Source organism: Sphingomonas sp. BK481, assembly GCF_014194875.1.
Classification (GTDB): Bacteria; Pseudomonadota; Alphaproteobacteria; order Sphingomonadales; family Sphingomonadaceae; genus Sphingomonas; species Sphingomonas aerolata.
Window position 1 is genome coordinate 217,751 of record NZ_JACIAP010000007.1, and the last position, 18,641, is coordinate 236,391.

17 protein-coding genes are annotated in these 18,641 nt (G+C 67.2%); 10 read left to right on the plus strand and 7 right to left on the minus strand.

Annotation, left to right across the window (positions count from 1 at the left end):
• Positions 1–14: 14 nt before the first annotated feature.
• Positions 15–1,139 carry a tRNA 2-thiouridine(34) synthase MnmA gene (mnmA, locus tag FHY04_RS14920; protein WP_056407215.1) on the minus strand — a complete coding sequence of 375 codons (1,125 nt, stop codon included), beginning with the start codon at positions 1,137–1,139 and terminating at the stop codon, positions 15–17.
• 136 nt (positions 1,140–1,275) lie between these two features.
• Between mnmA and FHY04_RS14925 the strand changes: the two genes are divergently transcribed.
• The 3 genes from FHY04_RS14925 (at position 1,276) to FHY04_RS14935 (ending at position 2,265) form a co-directional block, all read left to right on the plus strand.
• Positions 1,276–1,503, plus strand: coding sequence for a hypothetical protein (locus FHY04_RS14925; RefSeq protein ID WP_183936997.1), 228 nt, complete (start codon positions 1,276–1,278; stop codon positions 1,501–1,503).
• A gap of 102 nt (positions 1,504–1,605) precedes the next feature.
• Positions 1,606–1,905: a DUF1153 domain-containing protein gene (locus FHY04_RS14930; protein WP_031393004.1), complete on the plus strand. Its 300-nt coding sequence runs from the start codon at positions 1,606–1,608 to the stop codon at positions 1,903–1,905.
• A gap of 102 nt (positions 1,906–2,007) precedes the next feature.
• On the plus strand, positions 2,008–2,265 hold the full coding sequence (locus tag FHY04_RS14935; protein WP_031393003.1) for a GlsB/YeaQ/YmgE family stress response membrane protein: 258 nt from the start codon (positions 2,008–2,010) through the stop codon (positions 2,263–2,265).
• 67 nt (positions 2,266–2,332) lie between these two features.
• Here FHY04_RS14935 and FHY04_RS14940 read toward each other — a convergent pair whose 3' ends face one another.
• Entirely contained in the window at positions 2,333–3,073 is a 741-nt protein-coding gene (locus FHY04_RS14940) for an SIMPL domain-containing protein (protein WP_183936998.1), read from the minus strand.
• Between the two features lie 217 nt (positions 3,074–3,290).
• On the opposite strand from FHY04_RS14940, the gene FHY04_RS14945 reads away from it, so the two are divergent.
• The 3 genes from FHY04_RS14945 to FHY04_RS14955 are packed head-to-tail and all read left to right on the plus strand — an operon-like array spanning position 3,291 to position 8,993.
• Complete coding sequence (locus FHY04_RS14945; RefSeq protein ID WP_183936999.1) at positions 3,291–4,505, plus strand: efflux RND transporter periplasmic adaptor subunit; 1,215 nt, start codon at positions 3,291–3,293, stop codon at positions 4,503–4,505.
• 6 nt (positions 4,506–4,511) lie between these two features.
• Positions 4,512–7,667 carry an efflux RND transporter permease subunit gene (locus FHY04_RS14950; protein WP_031440559.1) on the plus strand — a complete coding sequence of 1,052 codons (3,156 nt, stop codon included), beginning with the start codon at positions 4,512–4,514 and terminating at the stop codon, positions 7,665–7,667.
• 57 nt (positions 7,668–7,724) lie between these two features.
• A complete protein-coding gene (locus FHY04_RS14955) occupies positions 7,725–8,993 on the plus strand; it encodes a DUF445 domain-containing protein (protein WP_031440558.1) in 1,269 nt (422 codons plus the stop codon).
• A 9-nt stretch (positions 8,994–9,002) separates the two neighbouring features.
• On the opposite strand, the gene FHY04_RS14960 is transcribed toward FHY04_RS14955, so the two are convergent.
• A complete protein-coding gene (locus tag FHY04_RS14960; RefSeq protein ID WP_031440557.1) occupies positions 9,003–9,683 on the minus strand; it encodes an HAD family phosphatase in 681 nt (226 codons plus the stop codon).
• 62 nt (positions 9,684–9,745) lie between these two features.
• On the opposite strand from FHY04_RS14960, the gene FHY04_RS14965 reads away from it, so the two are divergent.
• The 4 genes from FHY04_RS14965 to FHY04_RS14980 are packed head-to-tail and all read left to right on the plus strand — an operon-like array spanning position 9,746 to position 13,312.
• A complete protein-coding gene (locus FHY04_RS14965; RefSeq protein WP_031396263.1) occupies positions 9,746–10,855 on the plus strand; it encodes an ABC transporter permease in 1,110 nt (369 codons plus the stop codon).
• Positions 10,855–11,751, plus strand: coding sequence for an ABC transporter ATP-binding protein (locus FHY04_RS14970; RefSeq protein ID WP_031396264.1), 897 nt, complete (start codon positions 10,855–10,857; stop codon positions 11,749–11,751). Before FHY04_RS14965 ends, FHY04_RS14970 begins: the two co-directional genes overlap by 1 nt.
• Positions 11,751–12,713, plus strand: a complete 963-nt coding sequence (locus FHY04_RS14975) for an MlaD family protein (RefSeq protein WP_031396265.1) — start codon at positions 11,751–11,753, stop codon at positions 12,711–12,713. The genes FHY04_RS14970 and FHY04_RS14975 overlap by 1 nt, the downstream gene beginning before the upstream one ends.
• Before the next feature lie 8 nt (positions 12,714–12,721).
• Entirely contained in the window at positions 12,722–13,312 is a 591-nt protein-coding gene (locus tag FHY04_RS14980; protein WP_409349172.1) for an ABC-type transport auxiliary lipoprotein family protein, read from the plus strand.
• A gap of 7 nt (positions 13,313–13,319) precedes the next feature.
• Here the strand turns inward: FHY04_RS14980 and FHY04_RS14985 are convergent, their stop codons facing one another.
• The 4 genes from FHY04_RS14985 to glgC form a co-directional block, all read right to left on the minus strand.
• A complete protein-coding gene (locus FHY04_RS14985; protein ID WP_183937001.1) occupies positions 13,320–14,174 on the minus strand; it encodes a CoA ester lyase in 855 nt (284 codons plus the stop codon).
• A gap of 65 nt (positions 14,175–14,239) precedes the next feature.
• On the minus strand, positions 14,240–15,859 hold the full coding sequence (locus FHY04_RS14990) for an alpha-D-glucose phosphate-specific phosphoglucomutase (protein WP_183937002.1): 1,620 nt from the start codon (positions 15,857–15,859) through the stop codon (positions 14,240–14,242).
• Positions 15,856–17,301, minus strand: a complete 1,446-nt coding sequence (gene glgA / locus FHY04_RS14995) for a glycogen synthase GlgA (protein ID WP_183937003.1) — start codon at positions 17,299–17,301, stop codon at positions 15,856–15,858. The genes FHY04_RS14990 and glgA overlap by 4 nt, the downstream gene beginning before the upstream one ends.
• Positions 17,302–17,344: 43 nt before the next feature.
• Positions 17,345–18,607, minus strand: a complete 1,263-nt coding sequence (gene glgC / locus FHY04_RS15000; RefSeq protein WP_031396272.1) for a glucose-1-phosphate adenylyltransferase — start codon at positions 18,605–18,607, stop codon at positions 17,345–17,347.
• Positions 18,608–18,641: the final 34 nt, after the last annotated feature.

Sequence of the window (18,641 nt, forward strand, 5' to 3'; positions counted from 1 at the left end):
CCACGCCCAACGCGTCAGGCGGCGGCGAGTGCCGCCTCGGTCGACGCGATCCAGCCGCCGCCGAGCACGCGGTCGCCGGCATAGAGGACGGTCGCCTGTCCCGGTGCGACACCATATTCGGGTGAGTCGAACACGACGCGGTCGCCGATCAGGCGCGCCGGGACGGGCTTGGCCATCGAGCGCACCTTGGCGGTGAGCGGCCCGGTGAAATCGTCGCCGAGCCAGTTGATGTCGCTCAGCTGCGCCGCCGAAACCGCGAGCGCACGGCGCGGACCGACCACGACGCGCTTCGTGTCGGGCTCGACGCGAACGACGTAGAGCGGCTCGGGGCTGCCGCCGATCTCCAGTCCGCGACGCTGGCCGACGGTGAAGTGGATCAGCCCGCGATGCTCGCCGAGCTTCATGCCGCCGATATCGACGATATCGCCTGCGGTATCTGCCTCCGGGCGCAGCTTCTTGACCAGTCCGGCGTAATCGCCGTCGGGGACGAAGCAGATATCCTGGCTGTCAGGCTTGGCCGCGACGCCGAGGCCGAGTTCGGCCGCGATCTCGCGCACGCGCGCCTTGGGCAGGCCGCCGAGCGGGAAGCGCAGATAGTCGAGCTGCGCCTGCGTCGTCGCGAACAGGAAATAGCTCTGGTCGCGGGCCGGATCCGCGCCGCGATGGAGTTCGGCGCCGTGCGTCCCCTCGACGCGGCGGACATAATGGCCGGTCGCCAGGCAGTCTGCGCCGAGATCGCGCGCGAGCTTCAGCAGATCGGTGAACTTGGGCCCCATGTTGCACTGGACGCACGGAATCGGCGTGCGCCCCGCGAGATAAGCGTCGGCAAAGGTGTCGACGACCTGTTCGCGAAAGCTCGATTCATGATCGAAGACGTAATGCGCGATGCCCAGCCGGTCGCAGACCGCGCGCGCGTCGCGAATGTCGCGGCCCGCGCAGCACGAGCCCGCGCGGCCGACCGCCTCGCCGTGGTCGTAGAGCTGCAACGTCACGCCGATCGTCTCCGCGCCGGTCGCATGCGCGAGCGCCGCGACGACCGAGCTGTCGACCCCGCCCGACATCGCGACGACGATCCGTCGACCGGCCAGCGACCCCGACCCTGGTGTCGCGCCGCCGAGCTGAAAATCCGCCTGTTCCATCGGTACACCATAGGCTCTGCGACGAGGCGTTGCAAAAAAAGCGACAGGCGCGACAACTCTTTGTCCCGAACTTTACCTCGTTTTCATTCCCCGGCGTTTAGACGGGACCTCTAGTTGGTGTTTTGCGAGTGTCGCGTTGGATCTGAGCTTCCCCCGTTTCGATCGAGAGGCCGAGCTGACCGTTCTGCCCGGCGACCTGGCGGTGTTGATCGTCGGGATCGCCGCGCGTCAGGCGGCGAGCCCGACCGCGGCGGTTCAGGCCGGGTTTTCGCGGGGTACGATCGATCCCAAGCTGTTCGCCCCCGTCCACGGGGCGTTCAACGGGCCAATGGCGGATGCCTTGACGCGATGGAAACAGGAATGACCGCGGCGTTTACCGCGGCGTTTCAGCCATTCTTCAACTCCCTTGGCTACGGGTCGTAGCCACGTATCGAGAGGGGGCCCCCGCCCCGATCAGAGGTTGTAAATGATCGAGAACCAGAAGTTCCGCCCTGCCAAGGTCATCGGACCGCTTGGCGAGCAATTGACGCTGGATTCGCTGCCGCCGCCGAGCACGACGCGGTGGGTCGTACGCCGCAAGGCCGAGGTCGTCGCCGCGGTCAATGGCGGTCTGTTGTCGGTCGACGAGGTCTGCGACCGCTATGGACTGACGGTCGAGGAATTTGCCGGATGGCAGCGCGCGATCGACCGGTCGGGGATGCCGGGCCTGCGCGTGACGCGGATCCAGCACTATAAGTCGCTGTACGAAAGGCAGCAGAAATACTGACCCGAATCAGCCTACATAATCAAAACGCGGGCGGAACAAACGTCCGTGCTCGCACGTCTTTCCGCCATCGCCCGGCTACGGGAACAACGGAGGGAAAGTAAAATGGGTATCATTCTTTGGCTGATCATCGGCGGCGTCATCGGCTGGATTGCCAGCATGATCATGCGCACCGACGCGCAGCAGGGCATCTTCCTGAACATCATCGTCGGCATCGTCGGCGCCTTCATCGGCGGCCTGATCCTGTCGGGTGGCTCGATCAACAGCGCACCGCTGACGCTGACCTCCTTCATCGTGTCGCTGCTTGGCGCGATCGTGCTGCTCGCGATCGTCAACCTCGTGCGCCGCGGCAGCGTCCGCTAAGAGCGGTCGCTACACAGCGTTGATAAAAGGGCCGTCCGGGCAACCGGGCGGCCCTTTTTCTGTGCGCTCAGTTCAGCAGGAAGCGGACCGAGACCGAAACGGTGACGTCCTTCTCGCCCGCGACGATCTGCGTACTGTCCTTGGCCATCGAGGCGCGCGCCATGAAGACCGGCGGGTTCGGGTTGCCGGCATTCTCGCCATTCTCGGTGATCGAGACGATTCGCGAGACGCGCATGCCAGCGGACCGCGCATAGATCTCGGCGCGTGCACGCGCGCACTTGACCGCGTCGGCCCGCGCCTCGTCCAGCGCCGCATCGGGCTGGTCGATCGACAGATTGGGACCGTCGATCTGGTTCGCGCCCTCGGCGACCAGCGCATCGAGGATCGCGCCCGACTTCGCCACGTCGCGGAAGCGGATCGAGACGCTGTTGGTCGCCTGATAGCCGGTGACCGCCGGCGGCTGGTTGTCGGCATAGCGATATTGCGGCGCGAGCCCCACCGTCGCGGTGGCGATGTCGCGCGGCGCGACCCCGGCCTTCTTCAATGCCGCGAGGACGCGGTTCATCCGCTGCGCATTGTCCGCCAGCGCGGCCGCGGCGGTCGTCGCCTGCGAGACGACACCCGCACGGATCGTCGCGACATCGGGCACGCGCGTGGTGCGGCCCTCGGCGCTGACGTCGAGCACGGTCCCGGTCGCGGGGACCATCGGTTCGACCGTCGACGCCTGCGCCTGTGCCGAAGCGGCGGCGGGGATCGCGGCGGCAAGCGGAACCGCCGCCAGCGTCGCGATCATGGTGAACCTGGTCATATCGTGTCTCCCTGTAAGTCAGCCTGCTTTCGCGATTGATCGAAGCCGGGTCAACGCAGGCTGAACGTCGCGTGCAGCTTGCAGACAGGTGCGATCCTGGTCATGTCTGACATTTGGCTGCGCGGCGTGCCGGGGGGCTTGAGCACGGTGATCTATTTATATAATACAGCTGGCGAGTGGTCCGGCGGATTCGGGTCGGGACGGGGATAGCGCGCGCATGAACTACGAAGCCAGGACGATCGGCGGCGAGCCGCAGCAGGTGCTGACGGATCAGACGCCGCCGTCGCATACCCGTCGCAACATCATCATCGCGGTGGTCGTCATCCTCGCGGCGCTGGCCATCGCCTGGTTCGCGTTTGGATCGGGCAAGAAGGATGCGGCGGCGCCCGGCGCGCCGACCGAGCAGATTCCGAGCGTCACCGTCATCGTGCCCGGTCGCCAGACCGTCGACCGCGTGATCGCCGCGACCGGTACGCTGGCCGCGCGGCGCGAAATGCCCGTCGGCGTCGCGGGCGAGGGCGGCATGATCACGCGCGTGCTGGTCGAGCCGGGCCAGTGGGTCGCGGCGGGGCAGGTGCTCGCGACGGTCGACCGCTCGGTCCAGACCGAGACCGCGGCATCGCTGTCGGCATCCGTAACCGTGGCGCGGTCGGACGAGACGATCGCGCAGGCGGAGCTCGACCGCGCGCAGCAGTTGGTCGATCGCGGGTTCATCTCGAAGGCGGATCTCCAGCGCAAGGCGGCGACGCGTGATGCGGCGGCGGCGCGCGTGAAGGTGGCGCAGGCGTCGCTCGGCGAGGCCCGCGCGCGCAACGGGCGACTCGACATCCGTGCACCGGCCGCCGGCCTCGTGCTGACCCGCGGTGTCGAGCCCGGGCAGATCGTCAGTTCGGGGTCCGGCGTGCTGTTCCGCATGGCGATGGGCGGACAGATGGAAATGCGCGCGGCGCTGGCCGAAAGCGATCTGCTCGGCCTTCCGGTCGGTGCGCGGGCGACGGTGACCCCGGTCGGTTCGGCCAAGGGGTATAAGGGTGAGGTCTGGCAGGTGTCGCCGGTGATCGACCCCCAGACCCGCCAGGGCGTCGCGCGAATCGCGCTCGCCTATGATCCCGCGCTGCGCCCGGGCGGGTTCGCCGCGGCGTCGATCGTCGGTGGCGCGACGGTCGCGCCGCAGTTGCCCGACTCGGCGTTGCAGAGCGACGACAAGGGCAGTTTCGTGTATGTTGTCGGTCCCGACGACAAGGTGGTGCGCCGCGACGTGAAGATCGGTCAGGTTTCCGACAGTGCGGTGACGATCGCAGGCGGGCTGCAGGGCAACGAACGCGTCGTCCAGTCGGCCGGCGGGTTCCTCGCACCGGGGCAGAAGGTCAAGCCCGTGACCAAGGCGACGACCAGCGCGACGACGACACCCACCAGTATCAAACGGGGCTGACGCACCATGGGTTTCCGCAACATCTCGGCTTGGGCGATCCGCAACCCGGTACCGCCGATCGTGCTGTTCCTCGCACTGACGCTGGCGGGAATCGTCAGCTTCATGCGGATGGACGTGAACAACGATCCGGATATCGACTTCCCGATCGCGATCGTCGTCATCAGCCAGCCGGGCGCGGCGCCCACCGAACTGGAAACCCAGGTCACGCAGCGGGTCGAGGCGGCGGTGCGGACGCTGCAGGGCATCGACCAGATCAGCTCGACGGTCACCGAAGGCACGTCGCAGACGGTCATCCAGCTCAATATCGGCACGCCGATCGACCGCGCGGTCAACGACGTTCGCGACGCGATCGCGCAGATCCGCGGCGACCTGCCCGAGGGGATCCTCGAGCCGCAGGTGTTCCGCGCCAACACCACCGACGAGGATATTGCGAGCTACTCCGCGATCGCCAGCGACATGACCGTCGAACAGCTGAGCTGGTACATCGACAATACCGTGGCGAAGGAGCTGCTATCGGTATCGGGGCTTGCCGCGGTCAACCGCAATGGCGGGGTGAGCCGCGAGATTCGCGTGATCCTCGATCCCGTCAAGCTGCAGAGCCAGGGGCTGACCGCGAGCCAGGTCAACGCGCAGCTGCGTCAGGTCAATCTGAACGCGGCGGGCGGCCGCGCGGAGATCGCCGGATCCGAACAGTCAGTCCGCGTGCTCGGTAATGCCAAGAACGCCTATGACCTTGGCCAGACGCAGATCTCGGTCGGCGGGCGGACCGTGCGGCTGGCGGACATCGCGCAGGTCCGCGACCTTTATGCAGAGCAGCGGACCGCGGCGGCAATCAACGGTCGCCAGGTCATCAGCTTCGACTTCCAGCGTGCCAAGGGCGCGTCCGACGTCACCGTGTTCAACGACGCGGTCAAGAAGCTGGAGGCGCTGGAGAAGCGCAACCCGGCAGTGCATTTCGTACTGCGCTCGAACAGCGTGAAATATACCGAGGAGCAATATCACAGCGCGATCGACGCGATGATCGAGGGCGCGGTGCTCGCGGTGATCGTGGTGTTCCTGTTCCTGCGCGACTGGCGCGCGACGATCATTTCCGCGCTCGCCATTCCGCTGTCGGCGATTCCCGCCTTCTGGTTCATGGATCTGCTCGGCTTCACGCTGAACCAGATGACGCTGCTCGCGCTCAGCCTCGTCGCGGGCGTGCTGGTCGACGACGCGATCGTCGAGATCGAGAATATCGTCCGGCACATGCGGATGGGCAAATCCGCCTATCAGGCGTCGATCGACGCCGCGGACGAGATCGGGCTGGCAGTGCTGGCGACGACGATGTCGATCGTCGCGGTGTTCCTGCCGGTCGGACTGATGCCGGGCATCTCGGGTCAGTTCTTCAAGAATTTCGGTCTGACCGTGGTCGCCTCGGTGCTGATGAGCCTCGCGGTCGCGCGTCTCATCACGCCGATGATCGCGGCCTATTTCCTGAAGGCGCACGGCACCGCCAGCCACGGCGAAGGCAAGCTGATGGACTGGTACATGGCGTCGCTGCGCTTCACGCTGCGGCACCGCTGGCTGCCGGTCGTGGCGGGTGCGGCCGCGACCGCGATAACGATCGCGATGTTCTTCGTCCTGCCCTCGACCTTCCAGCCGCCGCGCGACAGCGACACGAGCACCGCAACGATCGACATGGTGCCCGGCACGACGCTGGCGCAGACCCAGGCGGTCGTGACCCGGGTCGCGAGCATCCTCCAGGCGCAACCCGATGTCGCATCGGTCTATGCCCGCACCGCGGTCGGCAATGGCCGCGTCACCGCGACGCTCAAGGACGATCGCTCGATGAAGAGCACCGCGTTCGAGCGGAGCCTCGCGCCGCAGCTCGCGGCGATCCCCGATGCGCGTGTGTCGTTCCGGTCGCAGTTCGGCTGGGGCGGCAGCAATCGCGACGTGACGATCACGCTGGGCGGCGACGACCCGGTCAAGCTCGACGCGACCGCGCAGAAGATCGTGACCGAGATGGCTAAACTGCCGTCGCTGGTCGCGCCGCGCGTCGCGGGCAATCTGCAACGGCCTGAAATCGTCATCCGCCCGCGGCTCGATCTCGCCGCCAATCTCGGCGTGACGACGCAGGGCCTGTCGAGTGCGATCCGCATCGCGACTCTGGGCGATATCGACCAGAACAGCGCACGCTTCTCGCTCAGCGATCGCCAGATCCCGATCCGCGTCGCGCTCGACCAGAATGCGCGGACGAGCCTCGCGACGATCCAGAACCTGCCGGTCGCCACCGCGACGGGTGGATCGGTGCCGCTCAGTCTCGTCGCCGATATCGGACTGGGCTCGGGGCCGACCAAGATCGACCGCGTCAACCAGCAGCGCCAGCTGTCGATCGGTGCGGATCTCGCGCCCGGCGTGATCAGCGGCGATGCACAGAAGCAGATCCATGCGCTGCCGACGATGAACGCGCTGCCGATCGGGGTGAGCGAACTCGTGCTCGGCCAGGCCAAGTGGCAGGCCGAGATGATCAGCAACTTCATCGTCGCGGTGGTGGCGGGCGTGCTGCTCGTCTTCGCGGTGCTCGTGCTGCTCTATCGCCGTCTGTTGCCGCCGTTCGTCAACATGGGGTCGCTGATCCTCGCGCCGCTCGGCGGGCTGCTCGCCTTGTGGGTGACGGGGCATCCGATCTCGATGCCGGTCTATATCGGGCTGCTGATGCTGCTCGGGATCGTCGCGAAGAACTCGATCCTGCTGATCGACTTCGCGCTCGAGGAGATGGGCAAGGGCGTTGATATCTGGACCGCGATCGTCGATGCCGGGCACAAGCGCGCGCAGCCGATCGTGATGACCACGGTCGCGATGGTCGCGGGCATGGTGCCGACCGCGCTGTCGATCGGCGGCGACGGATCGTTCCGCGCGCCGATGGGCATCACCGTGATCGGCGGTCTGGTGATGTCGACCGTGCTGACACTGCTGATCGTGCCGGCGACGTTCAGCATCGCGGTCGGGATCGAGCGCTGGGCCGGGCCGCGACTGGGTCGTCGCCTGCTCACCTTCCGGCCCGGTGACGACGGCGCGGAGGTGGTCGGGATCGCCGGCCCCAACGCGCCGGCGCTCGGGCCGGCATCGCCCAAGATCGGCTTTCGCGACGGCGATGGCGGGACACAGCCGGCGGAATGATCGCCGGCGTGACACCTCACGGGTGAACTATCCCTGCGCTCGGGGATTGTTTCGGGCATGACATCGAATTCCCGCGTGCGCCTGGCCAAGGAAGCGACGAACCCGGCCCTCATTCGCATGCGGATCGTCGCGACCGGGCTGCTGGTGCTGATGGCGGTCGTGTTCCTGGTCAGCCGCGCGCTGGTCGACCGGCACCCTGCGATCGGCTTCGTCCGGGCCTTTGCCGAGGCGGCGATGGTCGGCGGACTCGCGGACTGGTTTGCGGTCACCGCGCTGTTCCGCCATCCGCTCGGGTTGCCGATCCCGCACACCGCGATCATCCCGCGGAACAAGGACCGGATCGGCGACACGCTCGCAATATTCCTGCGCGACAACTTCCTGCTACCCTCGGTCATCTCGCGCCGGATGCGGCGGCTCGACGTCGCGGGCGCGATCGCACACTGGCTGACCGATCCGCCCGAAGGGGCAGGGGGGCGGTTCCGGTCTGGTGCGTCAAAGCTGGTCGCGCAGATTCTCGAAGGCCTCGACCCCGCGCGGCTCGGCGGCATGGTGAAGGCCGGCATCCGCGCAAGGCTGCGCCAGACCGAGATATCGCCGATCCTCGGCCAGTTGCTCAAGGCCGCGATCGCCGAGCGTCGTCACGCTCCGCTGCTCGAGGCGGCGATCCGCTGGGCATCGGTCACGCTCGCCGCGAACGACCATCTCGTCCGCGCGATGGTGCACGAGAAGTCGGGTTCGATCCTGCGCTGGACGGGGCTCGACACTACGGTCGCGGACAAGCTGATCAACGGGTTCGACCGCCTGCTCGCGGAGATGGCAGAGGATCCGCAGCACCCGTTGCGGCTGAAGGCGGAGGAAGCGCTCGAGCGGCTGGCCTGGGACCTGCAATATGACCGCCGCATGCGCGAGCGGGTCGAGGCGATGAAGAACGACCTGCTCGACAACCCAGCGATGCAGCGCTGGCTTGACGGTTTGTGGGAGCAGGCGCGCGGCGCGCTGCTGGCGATCGCGCGCGATCCGGAGCGGGCGATGGCGGGCAAGCTGGGCGACGTGCTGCGCCAGCTTGGCGAGACGCTGCTCCACGATCCGCGGCTGTCGCATACGATCAACCGGTTCGTCCGCCGCGCGGTCGTCGGCATCGCGGCGGACTATGGCGACGGTATCGTCCGGCTCGTGTCGGAGACGGTGCGCGGCTGGGATGCCGATACGATCACCAGCCGGCTGGAGAATGCGGTCGGTCGCGACCTGCAATATATCCGCGTCAATGGCACGATCGTCGGCGGGCTCGTCGGCCTGGTGATCCACACGGTCGACCGGATCCTCTAGTCGCCCCGGTTATCGCTCCCAGTCGGGCATCGGCCAGCCCTTCGCCTTTGCTAGAAGGCGGAGCGGACCGTGCGCGTTGACCGCGAACGGCTCGTCGGCCCAGGCAAAGGTCGGCGCATCGGAGACATGGTCCGAATAGAATCGGACATGCGCATCGTGCCGCGCGATCCCCTCACGCGCCATCCAGCGCTCGATCATCGCGAGCTTGGCAGGGCCATAGCAATTTTCGCCGTCGATCCCGGCGAGCAGATGCCCGTTCGCGTCGCGCAGGCTCTCGGTACCGATCACCGCATCGAAGCCGAGCCGCTCGGCGATCGACTCGACGTAGAAGCGGTAGGAGGCGGTCGCCATCACCAGCCTGTATCCCGCCGCGCGATCCGCCTCGATCTGGCGGAGCGCGGCGGCGAAGACACCATCGCGCATCACGCGGTCGGCGAACGCCTCGGCGGCACGACGCTCCTGCGCCGGGGTCAGCGTCTTGCCGAGCATCATCCGCTGCATGATGTGCTTCAGGCGGCCCCGGCTCATCAGCTTGGCGAGATATCCCGCCGCCGCGAGGGCTGCGACCGGCACCAGCGCGAGTCGCCACGGCGCGCCGCCGGTCCGCGTGGTGTGGATCAGGAACGGCGTCCAGGTCGGCGCGTGCGTGATCGTCTTGTCCATGTCGTAGATGGCGAGAAGCTGGGTCATTGGGCCGGCTTACACAGCATTCGTCTTGCCGATCCAGTCCGTTTGCCGCAAAGGTGCCGCCGATGAGCGCGATGGCCGATTTTCAGCAGGACGGTGCCGACACGGGTACGCTTCGCTTCACCGGCGATCTGTCGCTCGCCAACATCGGAAATCTTCCCGATCGGCTCGAGGCGGTCGATGCCGCGTCGATCAAACGGGTCGATCTGAGCCAGGTCGACCGGATCGACACGATCGGCGCCTGGATCGTCCACCGTTTTGCCGCACGCAACGACGCGACGATCGACGGGCTCGATGCCGACGGCCAGAATCTGTTCGATCAGGTCGTCGCCTCCGACCAGCCGCTGGCGGCACGCGGCAAGCCGGTCGGTTCGGTAAAGCGCGTGCTGGGCGAGATCGGCGACGCAGTCGTCCTGACCGGCCGGACGATGCTCGGCCTGCTCGCCTTTCTGGGCGCGACGACGATCGCCTTCGGCAGCGTCATTCGCCACCCCAAGCGCTTCCGCTTCAACGCGGTCGTCCAGCGCTTCGAGGTCGTGGGCATCGCCGCACTCGGCATCGTCGGGCTGATGAGCTTCCTGATCGGCGTCGTCATCGCGCAGCAGGGTGCGGTCCAGCTCCGCCAGTTCGGCGCAGAGGTGTTCACGATCAACCTGGTCGGGCGGCTGACGCTGCGCGAACTCGGCGTGCTGATGACCGCGATCATGGTCGCGGGCCGGTCGGGCTCCGCCTTTGCCGCGCAGCTGGGCACGATGAAGCTGACCGAAGAGATCGACGCGATGCGGACGATCGGGGTGTCGCCGATGGAGGCGCTGGTCCTGCCGCGCGTACTGGCGGCGATCGTGATGATGCCGCTGCTCGCCTTCTACGCGTCGCTGATCGCGATCATCGGCGGTGGGCTGCTGTGCTGGATCCAGCTCGGCATCCCGCCCGTCACCTTCATCGCCCGGATCCGCGAAGTCGTGCCGATCACCGATCTGTACATCGCGCTGATCAAGGCCCCGGTGTTCGGGGCGATCATCGCGGTCGCGGGTTGTTTCCAGGGCATGCAGGTCGAGGCTGACGCCGAACAGGTCGGGCTGCGCACGACCTCGGCGGTGGTGCAGGGCATCTTCCTCGTCATCGTGCTCGACGCGTTCTTCGCGGTATTCTTCACCTGGATCGGCTGGGACTGATGGCCCGCAAGACTGACGACAGCATCATCTCCGTAAAGGGGCTGAGGAACGAGTTCGGCGATTCGGTCGTGCATGACGGTCTCGACCTCGACGTCCGGCGTGGCGAGATCCTCGGCGTGGTCGGCGGGTCGGGGACCGGCAAGTCGGTGCTGATGCGCTCGATCATCGGCCTCCAGACGCCCGCCGAGGGCGCGATCACGGTGTTCGGGGAATCGAATATCGGCCGCGAGGAGACCGAGGCGACCGAGATCCGAAAGCGCTGGGGCGTGTTGTTCCAGGGCGGCGCGCTGTTCTCGACGCTGACGGTTGCCGAAAATGTCGAGGTGCCGCTGCGCGAATTCTATCCTGACCTGCCGCCCGCGCTGCTCGCCGAGATCGCGGCGTACAAGGTCGTGATGACCGGCCTGCCCGCGGATGCCGCGAACAAGTTTCCCGCCGAACTGTCGGGCGGCATGAAGAAGCGCGCCGGGCTCGCTCGTGCGCTCGCGCTCGACCCCGAACTGCTGTTCCTCGACGAGCCGACCGCCGGGCTCGACCCGATCGGCGCGGCGGCGTTCGATTCGCTGACGCAGTCGTTGCAGAAGACGCTGGGCCTGACCGTCTTCCTGATCACGCACGACCTCGATACGCTCTACGCGATCTGCGACCGTGTCGCGGTGCTCGCCGACAAGAAGGTGATCGCGGTAGGCACGATCGACGAACTGCTCGCGCTCGACCATCCGTGGATCGAGGAGTATTTCAAGGGACCGCGCGGCCGCGCCGCGGTGGCGACCAAGGAGGCGCATCGCAGCGCCGACGCGGTCGCCGATGCCCACCCGACCGAAGTCCAGTCCAAGCAGTCCGCGCCGGACGACGCCGACGCGACATATGCCGAGAAAGAAGCAAGGACGCTCTGATGGAAACCCGTTCGAACCATGTCCTTGTCGGCGCCGTCGTGCTGATCCTGCTGGCGATGCTCGCGTTGTTCACCGTGTGGATCGCGCGGCTCGGCGGGACGGAAGAGAAGGAATATGACATCTTCTTCCGCCAGTCGGTCGATGGTCTGGCGCGCGGCTCCGCGGTGACCTTTTCAGGTGTGCCGTCGGGGCAGGTGAAGTCGATCTCGCTGTGGAAGAACGACCCGCAGTTCGTCCGCGTCCGCATCAGCGTGAACGAGGAGACGCCGGTGCTCCAGGGCACGACCGCGTCGATTTCGGGCGTCGGCTTCACCGGCGTCAGCCAGGTTTCGCTCGATGGCGCGCGCAAGGGTGCGCCCGCGGTCGGCTGCCCCGATTCGAACGGCCAGCCATGCCCGTATGGCGTGCCGGTCATCCCGACCAAGCAGGGTGGCCTTGGCGCGATCCTCAATTCGGCCCCGCAGCTGCTCGAGCGTCTGTCGACGCTGACCGAGCGGCTGACCGGGCTGCTGACCGATCGCAATCAGGCGTCGATCGCCGGGATACTCGAGAACACCAATCGCCTGACCGATGCGCTGGCCGATCGCGGGCCGGAAATCGCCGCGACGCTGGCGCAGACGCGGGTCGCGATCCAGCAGGCGGGCGATGCCGCACAGCAGTTCGGGGTGCTCGCGCAGACCACCAACGGGGTGCTGTCCGAAGACGTGAAACCGGCGATGGCCAATCTGAACAAGGCAATCCAGTCGGCACAGACCAGCGCCGAAACGCTGAACGCGGCGATCGGCGACGCGCGGCCCGGGCTGCAGGCCTTCTCGAAGACCACCATTCCCGAAGCTAACCGCCTCGTCCACGATCTGCGCACCACCGCCGCGGCGCTGTCCTCGGTTGCCGAACGTGTCGACCAGCAGGGGGCAGGCTCGCTCGTCGGGCAGCAGAAGCTTCCGGACTATAAGGGTAAGTGATGACCGCCATGAAGACACCGCTGTTCATCCTCCTCGCGGCGCTGCCGCTCAGCGCCTGCATCAGCTTTGGCGCCGCACCGCCGCCGACCCTGCTGACGCTGACGGTGCAGTCCGCGGTCGCGGTCGGGCAGAACCAGAATTCGGCGACGTCGAAGTCGATCACGCTGCAGGTGCCGACGGTGCCGCAAGCGCTGGCGACCGCGCGCGTGCCGGTGCAGGCGACCGCGACGTCGATCGCCTATGTGAAGGACGCGCAATGGGCCGAGCCGCCAGCGCGGCTGTTCGCGCGACTGATGTCCGACACGGTCGCGGCGCGCACCGGGATGGTCGTGCTGTCGACGGTCCAGGCAGTCGGCGATCCGAGTGCAATGCTGGGCGGGGAACTGCGCAATTTCGGGCTCGACGCGACGACGCGCGAGGCGGTCGTGACGTTCGATGCCTCGCTGACGCGGGCAGGGATGCAGTCGGTCGAGAAGCGTCGCTTCGAGGCGCGCGTGCCGGTCGCGGCGATCGATGCGCCGTCCGCGGCGGCGGGGATCAACACCGCGGCCAACAGCGTCGCACAACAGGTCGCGGACTGGGTCGGCCGCCCGCGCTGAGCCGGGGTCAGCCTGCGGGCTGACCCGCCTGTGCGAGCATCGCCTCCGCTTCGGCGAGGTGGAGTCGTTCGACCATCTCACCGTTCAGGCGGATCGCGCCCTTGTCCGCAGTGGCGCCGTCCGCGAACGCTGCGACCACCGTCCGGGCCCAGGCGAGCTGGTCGGGGGTAGGGCCGAACGCGGTGTTCGCCACCGCGATCTGCGCCGGATGGATCAGCGTCTTGCCGTCATAGCCGAGACCAGCGCCCTGTTCGGCTTCGGCGGCGAGGCGCGCCGGATCGTCGAGCGCGTTGCATACGCCGTCCAACGCCACGAGCCCGGCCGCGCGTGCGGCCGTCACGATCGCCATCAGCGCGGGGATGAGTGGCGTTCGATCGACGCCCGGGCGGCAGCGCAGCTCCTTGGCGAGGTCGTTGGTGCCGGCAATCAGCGCGGTGAGCCGCGATCCCGCGGCCGCACGAGCAATCCCTGGGAGTTCGAGCACGCCGCCACAGGTCTCGATCATTGCCCAGATCGGTGGCCCGTCGGTACCCAGTGCGGCGCGGACGTCGGCAAGATCGGCAGCGTCGGAAATCTTGGGCACGAGCACCGCATCGACGCCGAGACCGCGCAGGGCGGCGATGTCGTCGGCGCCCCATGGGGTATCGAGCGCGTTGATCCGCACCACCAGCTCGCGCGTACCGAAACCCCCCGTGCCGACCTCGGCAACGACACGGTCGCGCGCCGCCGCCTTCTCGTCGGGCGCCACCGCATCTTCGAGGTCGAGGATCACGACGTCGCAGGCCAGACTGCGGGCCTTGGCGATGGCGCGGGGGTTGGAGGCGGGCATGTAGAGCGCGCTGCGGCGACGGCGAAGGGTCATGACGCCGAGTCTAGAAGACTATGGCCGGGGTTTGAACCCCGGCCCGCCTTCCGCGGGTGACGCGCTCAGGTGACGACGTCGGGCGCGCTACGGCCGGTGTGCTGCGCGATCCCCGCGATCGATTCGGCCGCCGCGACGATACTTGCCAGCATGTCGCCGGTTTCGCGGTCGAGATCACCGCCGACGGGCTCATAGCGTTCGAGATAGACGCGCAGCGTCGCGCCGGTGGTGCCGGTGCCCGACAGGCGGAACACGACGCGGCTGCCGCCTTCGAACAGGATGCGGACGCCCTGGTTGCGACTGATCGAGCCGTCGGTCGGGTCGGTATAGGCGAACTCGTCCGCGGTCTCGACGGTGAGGTCGCCGAACTGCTTGCCGGGCAGGATGGCGAGGCTGGCGCGCAACGCGGCCATCAGCGCGTCGGCGCGCGGGGTCTCGATGCCCTCGTAATCGTGGCGCGCGTAATAGTTGCGGCCGAACTTCGCCCAGTGATCGCGCGCGATCGCGTCGACGCTCTCGCCGCGGACCGCGAGGATGTTGAGCCAAAGGAGCACTGCCCAGAGCCCGTCCTTCTCGCGAACGTGATCGGACCCGGTCCCGGCGCTTTCCTCACCACAGATCGTCGCCATGCCGGCATCGAGCAGGTTGCCGAAGAATTTCCAGCCAGTCGGCGTCTCGTACGCAGGAATGCCCAGAGCCTCGGCAACGCGGTCGGCGGCCGCACTGGTCGGCATCGAGCGGGCAATGCCCTTGAGGCCACCGGCATAACCGGGGGCGAGGTGCGCGTTTGCCGCCAGCATCGCGAGGCTGTCCGACGGGGTCACGAAGCGGTGGCGGCCGATGATCAGATTGCGGTCGCCGTCGCCGTCCGATGCCGCGCCGAAATCGGGGGCGTCGGGCGCCATCATCGTCTCGTACAGGTCATGCGCGTGGACGAGATTGGGGTCGGGATGATGCCCGCCGAAATCGGGCAGTGGGGTGCCATTGCGCACCGTGCCCGCGGCAAAGCCCAGCCGGCGTTCGAGAATCTCGGTCGCATAGGGCCCGGTGACCGCGCTCATCGCGTCGAACGCCATCGTCAGCTTGGACGCGCGGATCGCGTCGAAGTCGAACAGCGTCTCCATCAGCGCGGCATAGTCCTCGACCGGATCGACCACCTCGACGGGCATGTCGCCGACCATGACCTCACCGTCCTGGTCGAGATCGATGTCGGCCGCGTCGACGGTCAGCCAGCGGTCGATCTCGAGCGTCCGTGCGTTGATCGCGTCGGTGATCGATTCGGGCGCGGGACCGCCATTGGCGATGTTGTACTTGATCCCGAAATCCTCGTCCGGACCGCCGGGATTGTGGCTGGCGGACAGGACCAGCCCGCCGATCGCGCCACGCTTGCGGATCATGTGGCTCGCGGCGGGCGTCGACAGGATGCCGCCGCGGCCGACGATGACACGGCCAAAGCCGTTCGCCGCGGCCATGCGGATCGCGACCTGGATCACCTCTCGGTTGAGGAAGCGGCCATCGCCACCGATCACCAGGGTCGCGCCGGCCTTGTCCTCGACCACGTCGAACACCGACTGGACGAAGTTCTCGGCATAATTGGCCTGCTGGAAGACCTTCACCTTCTTGCGCAGACCCGATGTGCCCGGCTTCTGGTCGGTATAGGGCGTGCTGGTAACGGTACGGATCATGTAGGCTCCACAAGGCTCGAATACAGGGTCGCATAACGCCGGCCACTCTCGTCCCACGAGAAGTCCGCGCGCATCGCATTGCGCTGCAACATGGCCCAGCGATCGCGGCGTGCATAGAGCGCGATCGTTCGGCGCAACGCATGGCTGAGCGCTTCGGGCGTGATGCCGTCATGCTGGATACCGGTAGCGACGCCTGCGGCGACCGCAGCCTCGTTCGCGTCGATCACCGTGTCGGCCAGCCCGCCGGTGCGCGCGACGACGGGGATGCAGCCATAGGCCAGCCCGTAGAGTTGCGTCAGGCCGCAGGGTTCGAAACGCGACGGGATCAGGATCGCATCGGCACCCGCCTGAAGCAGATGCGAGACGGGCTCGTCATAGCCGATGCGAACGCCGACCCGGCCCGGATGCCGCTCGGCGGCGGCGAGAAAGGCGTGTTCGAGCGCACTATCGCCCGACCCGAGCAGTGCGAGCCGGCCGCCGAGCGCGATCAGCTCGTCGATCGCTGCGACAAGCACGTCCATGCCCTTTTGCCAGGTGAGCCGGCTGATGACGGTGAAGATCGGGCCGTCGCCGGTGTCGAGGCCGTACAGCGTCTCTACCGCACGCTTGTTGATGCGGCGGCGGGTGAGAGTGCGCGCGGTGTAGCGCGACGGCAGCGCGGCATCGATGGCGGGGTTCCAGACCGCGGGATCGATGCCGTTGACGATTCCCGTCAGCCGATCGGCACGGACGTTGATCAGTCCTTCGAGCCCCATGCCGAATTCGCCGCGACGGATCTCGGCGGCATAGGTCGGGCTGACCGTGGTGATCGCATCGGCAGCCTCGAGCCCGGCCTTCAGGAAACCGACGCCACCATAATATTCGATCCCATCGAGCGCGAACGCCGCATCGGGCAGCGCGAGGTCGGCGAAGATCTCCGCGCCATAGCGGCCCTGGAAGGCGATATTGTGGATCGTCACGATCGTCTTTGCCGCCGTGCCCGGCCCGGGGGCGTAGCGCAGATAGGCCGGCGCCATCGCCGCCTGCCAGTCATGCGCGTGGAGGATGTCGAACTGCGGGCCGTCGACAACGCCCGAGGCGAGGTCGGCGGCGGCCCGGCTGAACGCGGCAAAGCGCAGCCAGTTGTCGACCCAGTCGGCGCCGGTCGTGTCGCCATACGGACCGCCGCCACGCGCAAACAGGCCGGGCGCGTCGAGGATGAGCAGCGGATGGTCGCCAATGCTCGCCGCGAGGATCCGCGCCTCGACGCCGAGCAGGTCGGTGTAGCGGTGGACGACCTTTGCCGTCCGCATGACCGCGGCGAGCGCGGGATAGCCGGGAAGGAAGGTGGTCATCGCCACGCCGTGATGCGCGAGCGCCGCGGGCAGCGCGCCGACGACATCCGCAAGGCCACCGGTCTTGATCAACGGATAGGCTTCTGACGCTACCGAGAGAACACGCATCAGCCGGGCCCCTGTCCTGATCGAGAAAGCGTCGTATACACCCTCACGCGATCAGCCGGTCGATCATGGATTTGGTTACGAGCACTACGCCGCTGTCGGTACGGCGGAAACGCTGGGCGTCGAGTTCGGCATCCTCGCCGACGACAAGGCCGTCGGGGATGACGACGCCACGATCGACGACGACCTTCGACAGGCGCGCGCCACGGCCGATCTCGCAATGCGGCAGGATTACCGCCTGATCGAGCATCGAATAGCTGTGCGCACGCGTGCCCGTAAAGATCAGGCTGCGGTGGATCGACGAGCCCGAGATGATGCAGTCGCCCGAAACCAGGCTCGACACCGCTTCGCCGCGGCGTCCGTCATCGGCATGGACGAACTTGGCGGGCGGGGTGACCTCCGAATAGGTCCAGAGCGGCCAGCTGCGGTCGTAGAGGTCGAGCTTGGGCACCACGTCGGTTAGGTCGATATTGGCCTCCCAATAGGCGTCGACCGTGCCGACGTCGCGCCAATAGGCCTCGACCTCGCTGCCCGAGCGGACGCAGCTGTCGGAGAAGCGATGTGCGACCGCCTTGCCGTGCTTGACGAGGTAGGGGATAATGTCCTTGCCGAAATCGCGTGCGGATCCCGGCGTCTCCGCATCGCGGCGCAGTTCGTCGAACAGCAGCTTGGTGTGGAAGACGTAGATCCCCATCGAAGCCAGCGCGATGTCCGGATTGCCCGGGATCGCGGGCGGATCGGCCGGCTTCTCGACGAACGCGGTGACATTGTCATGCTCGTCGACCGCCATCACGCCGAAGCCGACCGCCTCCATGCGCGGCACCTCGAGGCAGGCGATCGTGACGTCCGCACCGGTCTCGCAATGCTGTTGCAGGATCAGCTCGTAATCCATCTTGTAGATGTGATCGCCGGCCAGGATGACCATGTATTCGGGCGCGTGGCTCTCGATGATGTCGATATTCTGGTAGACCGCGTCGGCGGTGCCCTCATACCATTGGAACTCGCTGATCCGCTGCGACGCGGGCAGGATGTCGAAGCTCTCATTGCGTTCGGAGCGCAGGAAGTTCCAGCCGCTCTGAAGATGGCGGATCAGCGAATGCGCCTTGTACTGAGTCGCGACGCCGATCCGGCGGATGCCCGAATTGATCGCATTCGACAGCGCGAAATCGATGATCCGCGCCTTGCCGCCGAAATACACCGCGGGTTTTGCGCGGGTATCGGTCAGTTCCATCAACCGACTGCCGCGACCACCGGCCAGCACATACGCCATTGCGTCGCGCGCCAGTGGCTGTCCCCGCCGTTCAACCATGTCCGTCTCTCCCTAATCGTCCGCCGTATAACGC

What these genes read in the sequence shown, in the direction of transcription:
- FHY04_RS14970 (WP_031396264.1), top strand. Translation starts at nt 10,855, where the DNA reads ATGGCCCGCAAGACTGACGACAGCATCATCTCCGTAAAGGGGCTGAGG.
- FHY04_RS14975 (WP_031396265.1), top strand. Translation starts at nt 11,751, where the DNA reads ATGGAAACCCGTTCGAACCATGTCCTTGTCGGCGCCGTCGTGCTGATC.
- FHY04_RS14955 (WP_031440558.1), top strand. Translation starts at nt 7,725, where the DNA reads ATGACATCGAATTCCCGCGTGCGCCTGGCCAAGGAAGCGACGAACCCG.
- FHY04_RS14965 (WP_031396263.1), top strand. Translation starts at nt 9,746, where the DNA reads ATGAGCGCGATGGCCGATTTTCAGCAGGACGGTGCCGACACGGGTACG.
- FHY04_RS14990 (WP_183937002.1), bottom strand. Translation starts at nt 15,859, where the DNA reads ATGATCCGTACCGTTACCAGCACGCCCTATACCGACCAGAAGCCGGGC.
- FHY04_RS14985 (WP_183937001.1), bottom strand. Translation starts at nt 14,174, where the DNA reads ATGACCCTTCGCCGTCGCCGCAGCGCGCTCTACATGCCCGCCTCCAAC.
- FHY04_RS14930 (WP_031393004.1), top strand. Translation starts at nt 1,606, where the DNA reads ATGATCGAGAACCAGAAGTTCCGCCCTGCCAAGGTCATCGGACCGCTT.
- FHY04_RS14950 (WP_031440559.1), top strand. Translation starts at nt 4,512, where the DNA reads ATGGGTTTCCGCAACATCTCGGCTTGGGCGATCCGCAACCCGGTACCG.
- FHY04_RS14935 (WP_031393003.1), top strand. Translation starts at nt 2,008, where the DNA reads ATGGGTATCATTCTTTGGCTGATCATCGGCGGCGTCATCGGCTGGATT.
- FHY04_RS14980 (WP_409349172.1), top strand. Translation starts at nt 12,722, where the DNA reads ATGAAGACACCGCTGTTCATCCTCCTCGCGGCGCTGCCGCTCAGCGCC.
- FHY04_RS14945 (WP_183936999.1), top strand. Translation starts at nt 3,291, where the DNA reads ATGAACTACGAAGCCAGGACGATCGGCGGCGAGCCGCAGCAGGTGCTG.
- FHY04_RS14960 (WP_031440557.1), bottom strand. Translation starts at nt 9,683, where the DNA reads ATGACCCAGCTTCTCGCCATCTACGACATGGACAAGACGATCACGCAC.
- mnmA (WP_056407215.1), bottom strand. Translation starts at nt 1,139, where the DNA reads ATGGAACAGGCGGATTTTCAGCTCGGCGGCGCGACACCAGGGTCGGGG.
- FHY04_RS14940 (WP_183936998.1), bottom strand. Translation starts at nt 3,073, where the DNA reads ATGACCAGGTTCACCATGATCGCGACGCTGGCGGCGGTTCCGCTTGCC.
- glgC (WP_031396272.1), bottom strand. Translation starts at nt 18,607, where the DNA reads ATGGTTGAACGGCGGGGACAGCCACTGGCGCGCGACGCAATGGCGTAT.
- glgA (WP_183937003.1), bottom strand. Translation starts at nt 17,301, where the DNA reads ATGCGTGTTCTCTCGGTAGCGTCAGAAGCCTATCCGTTGATCAAGACC.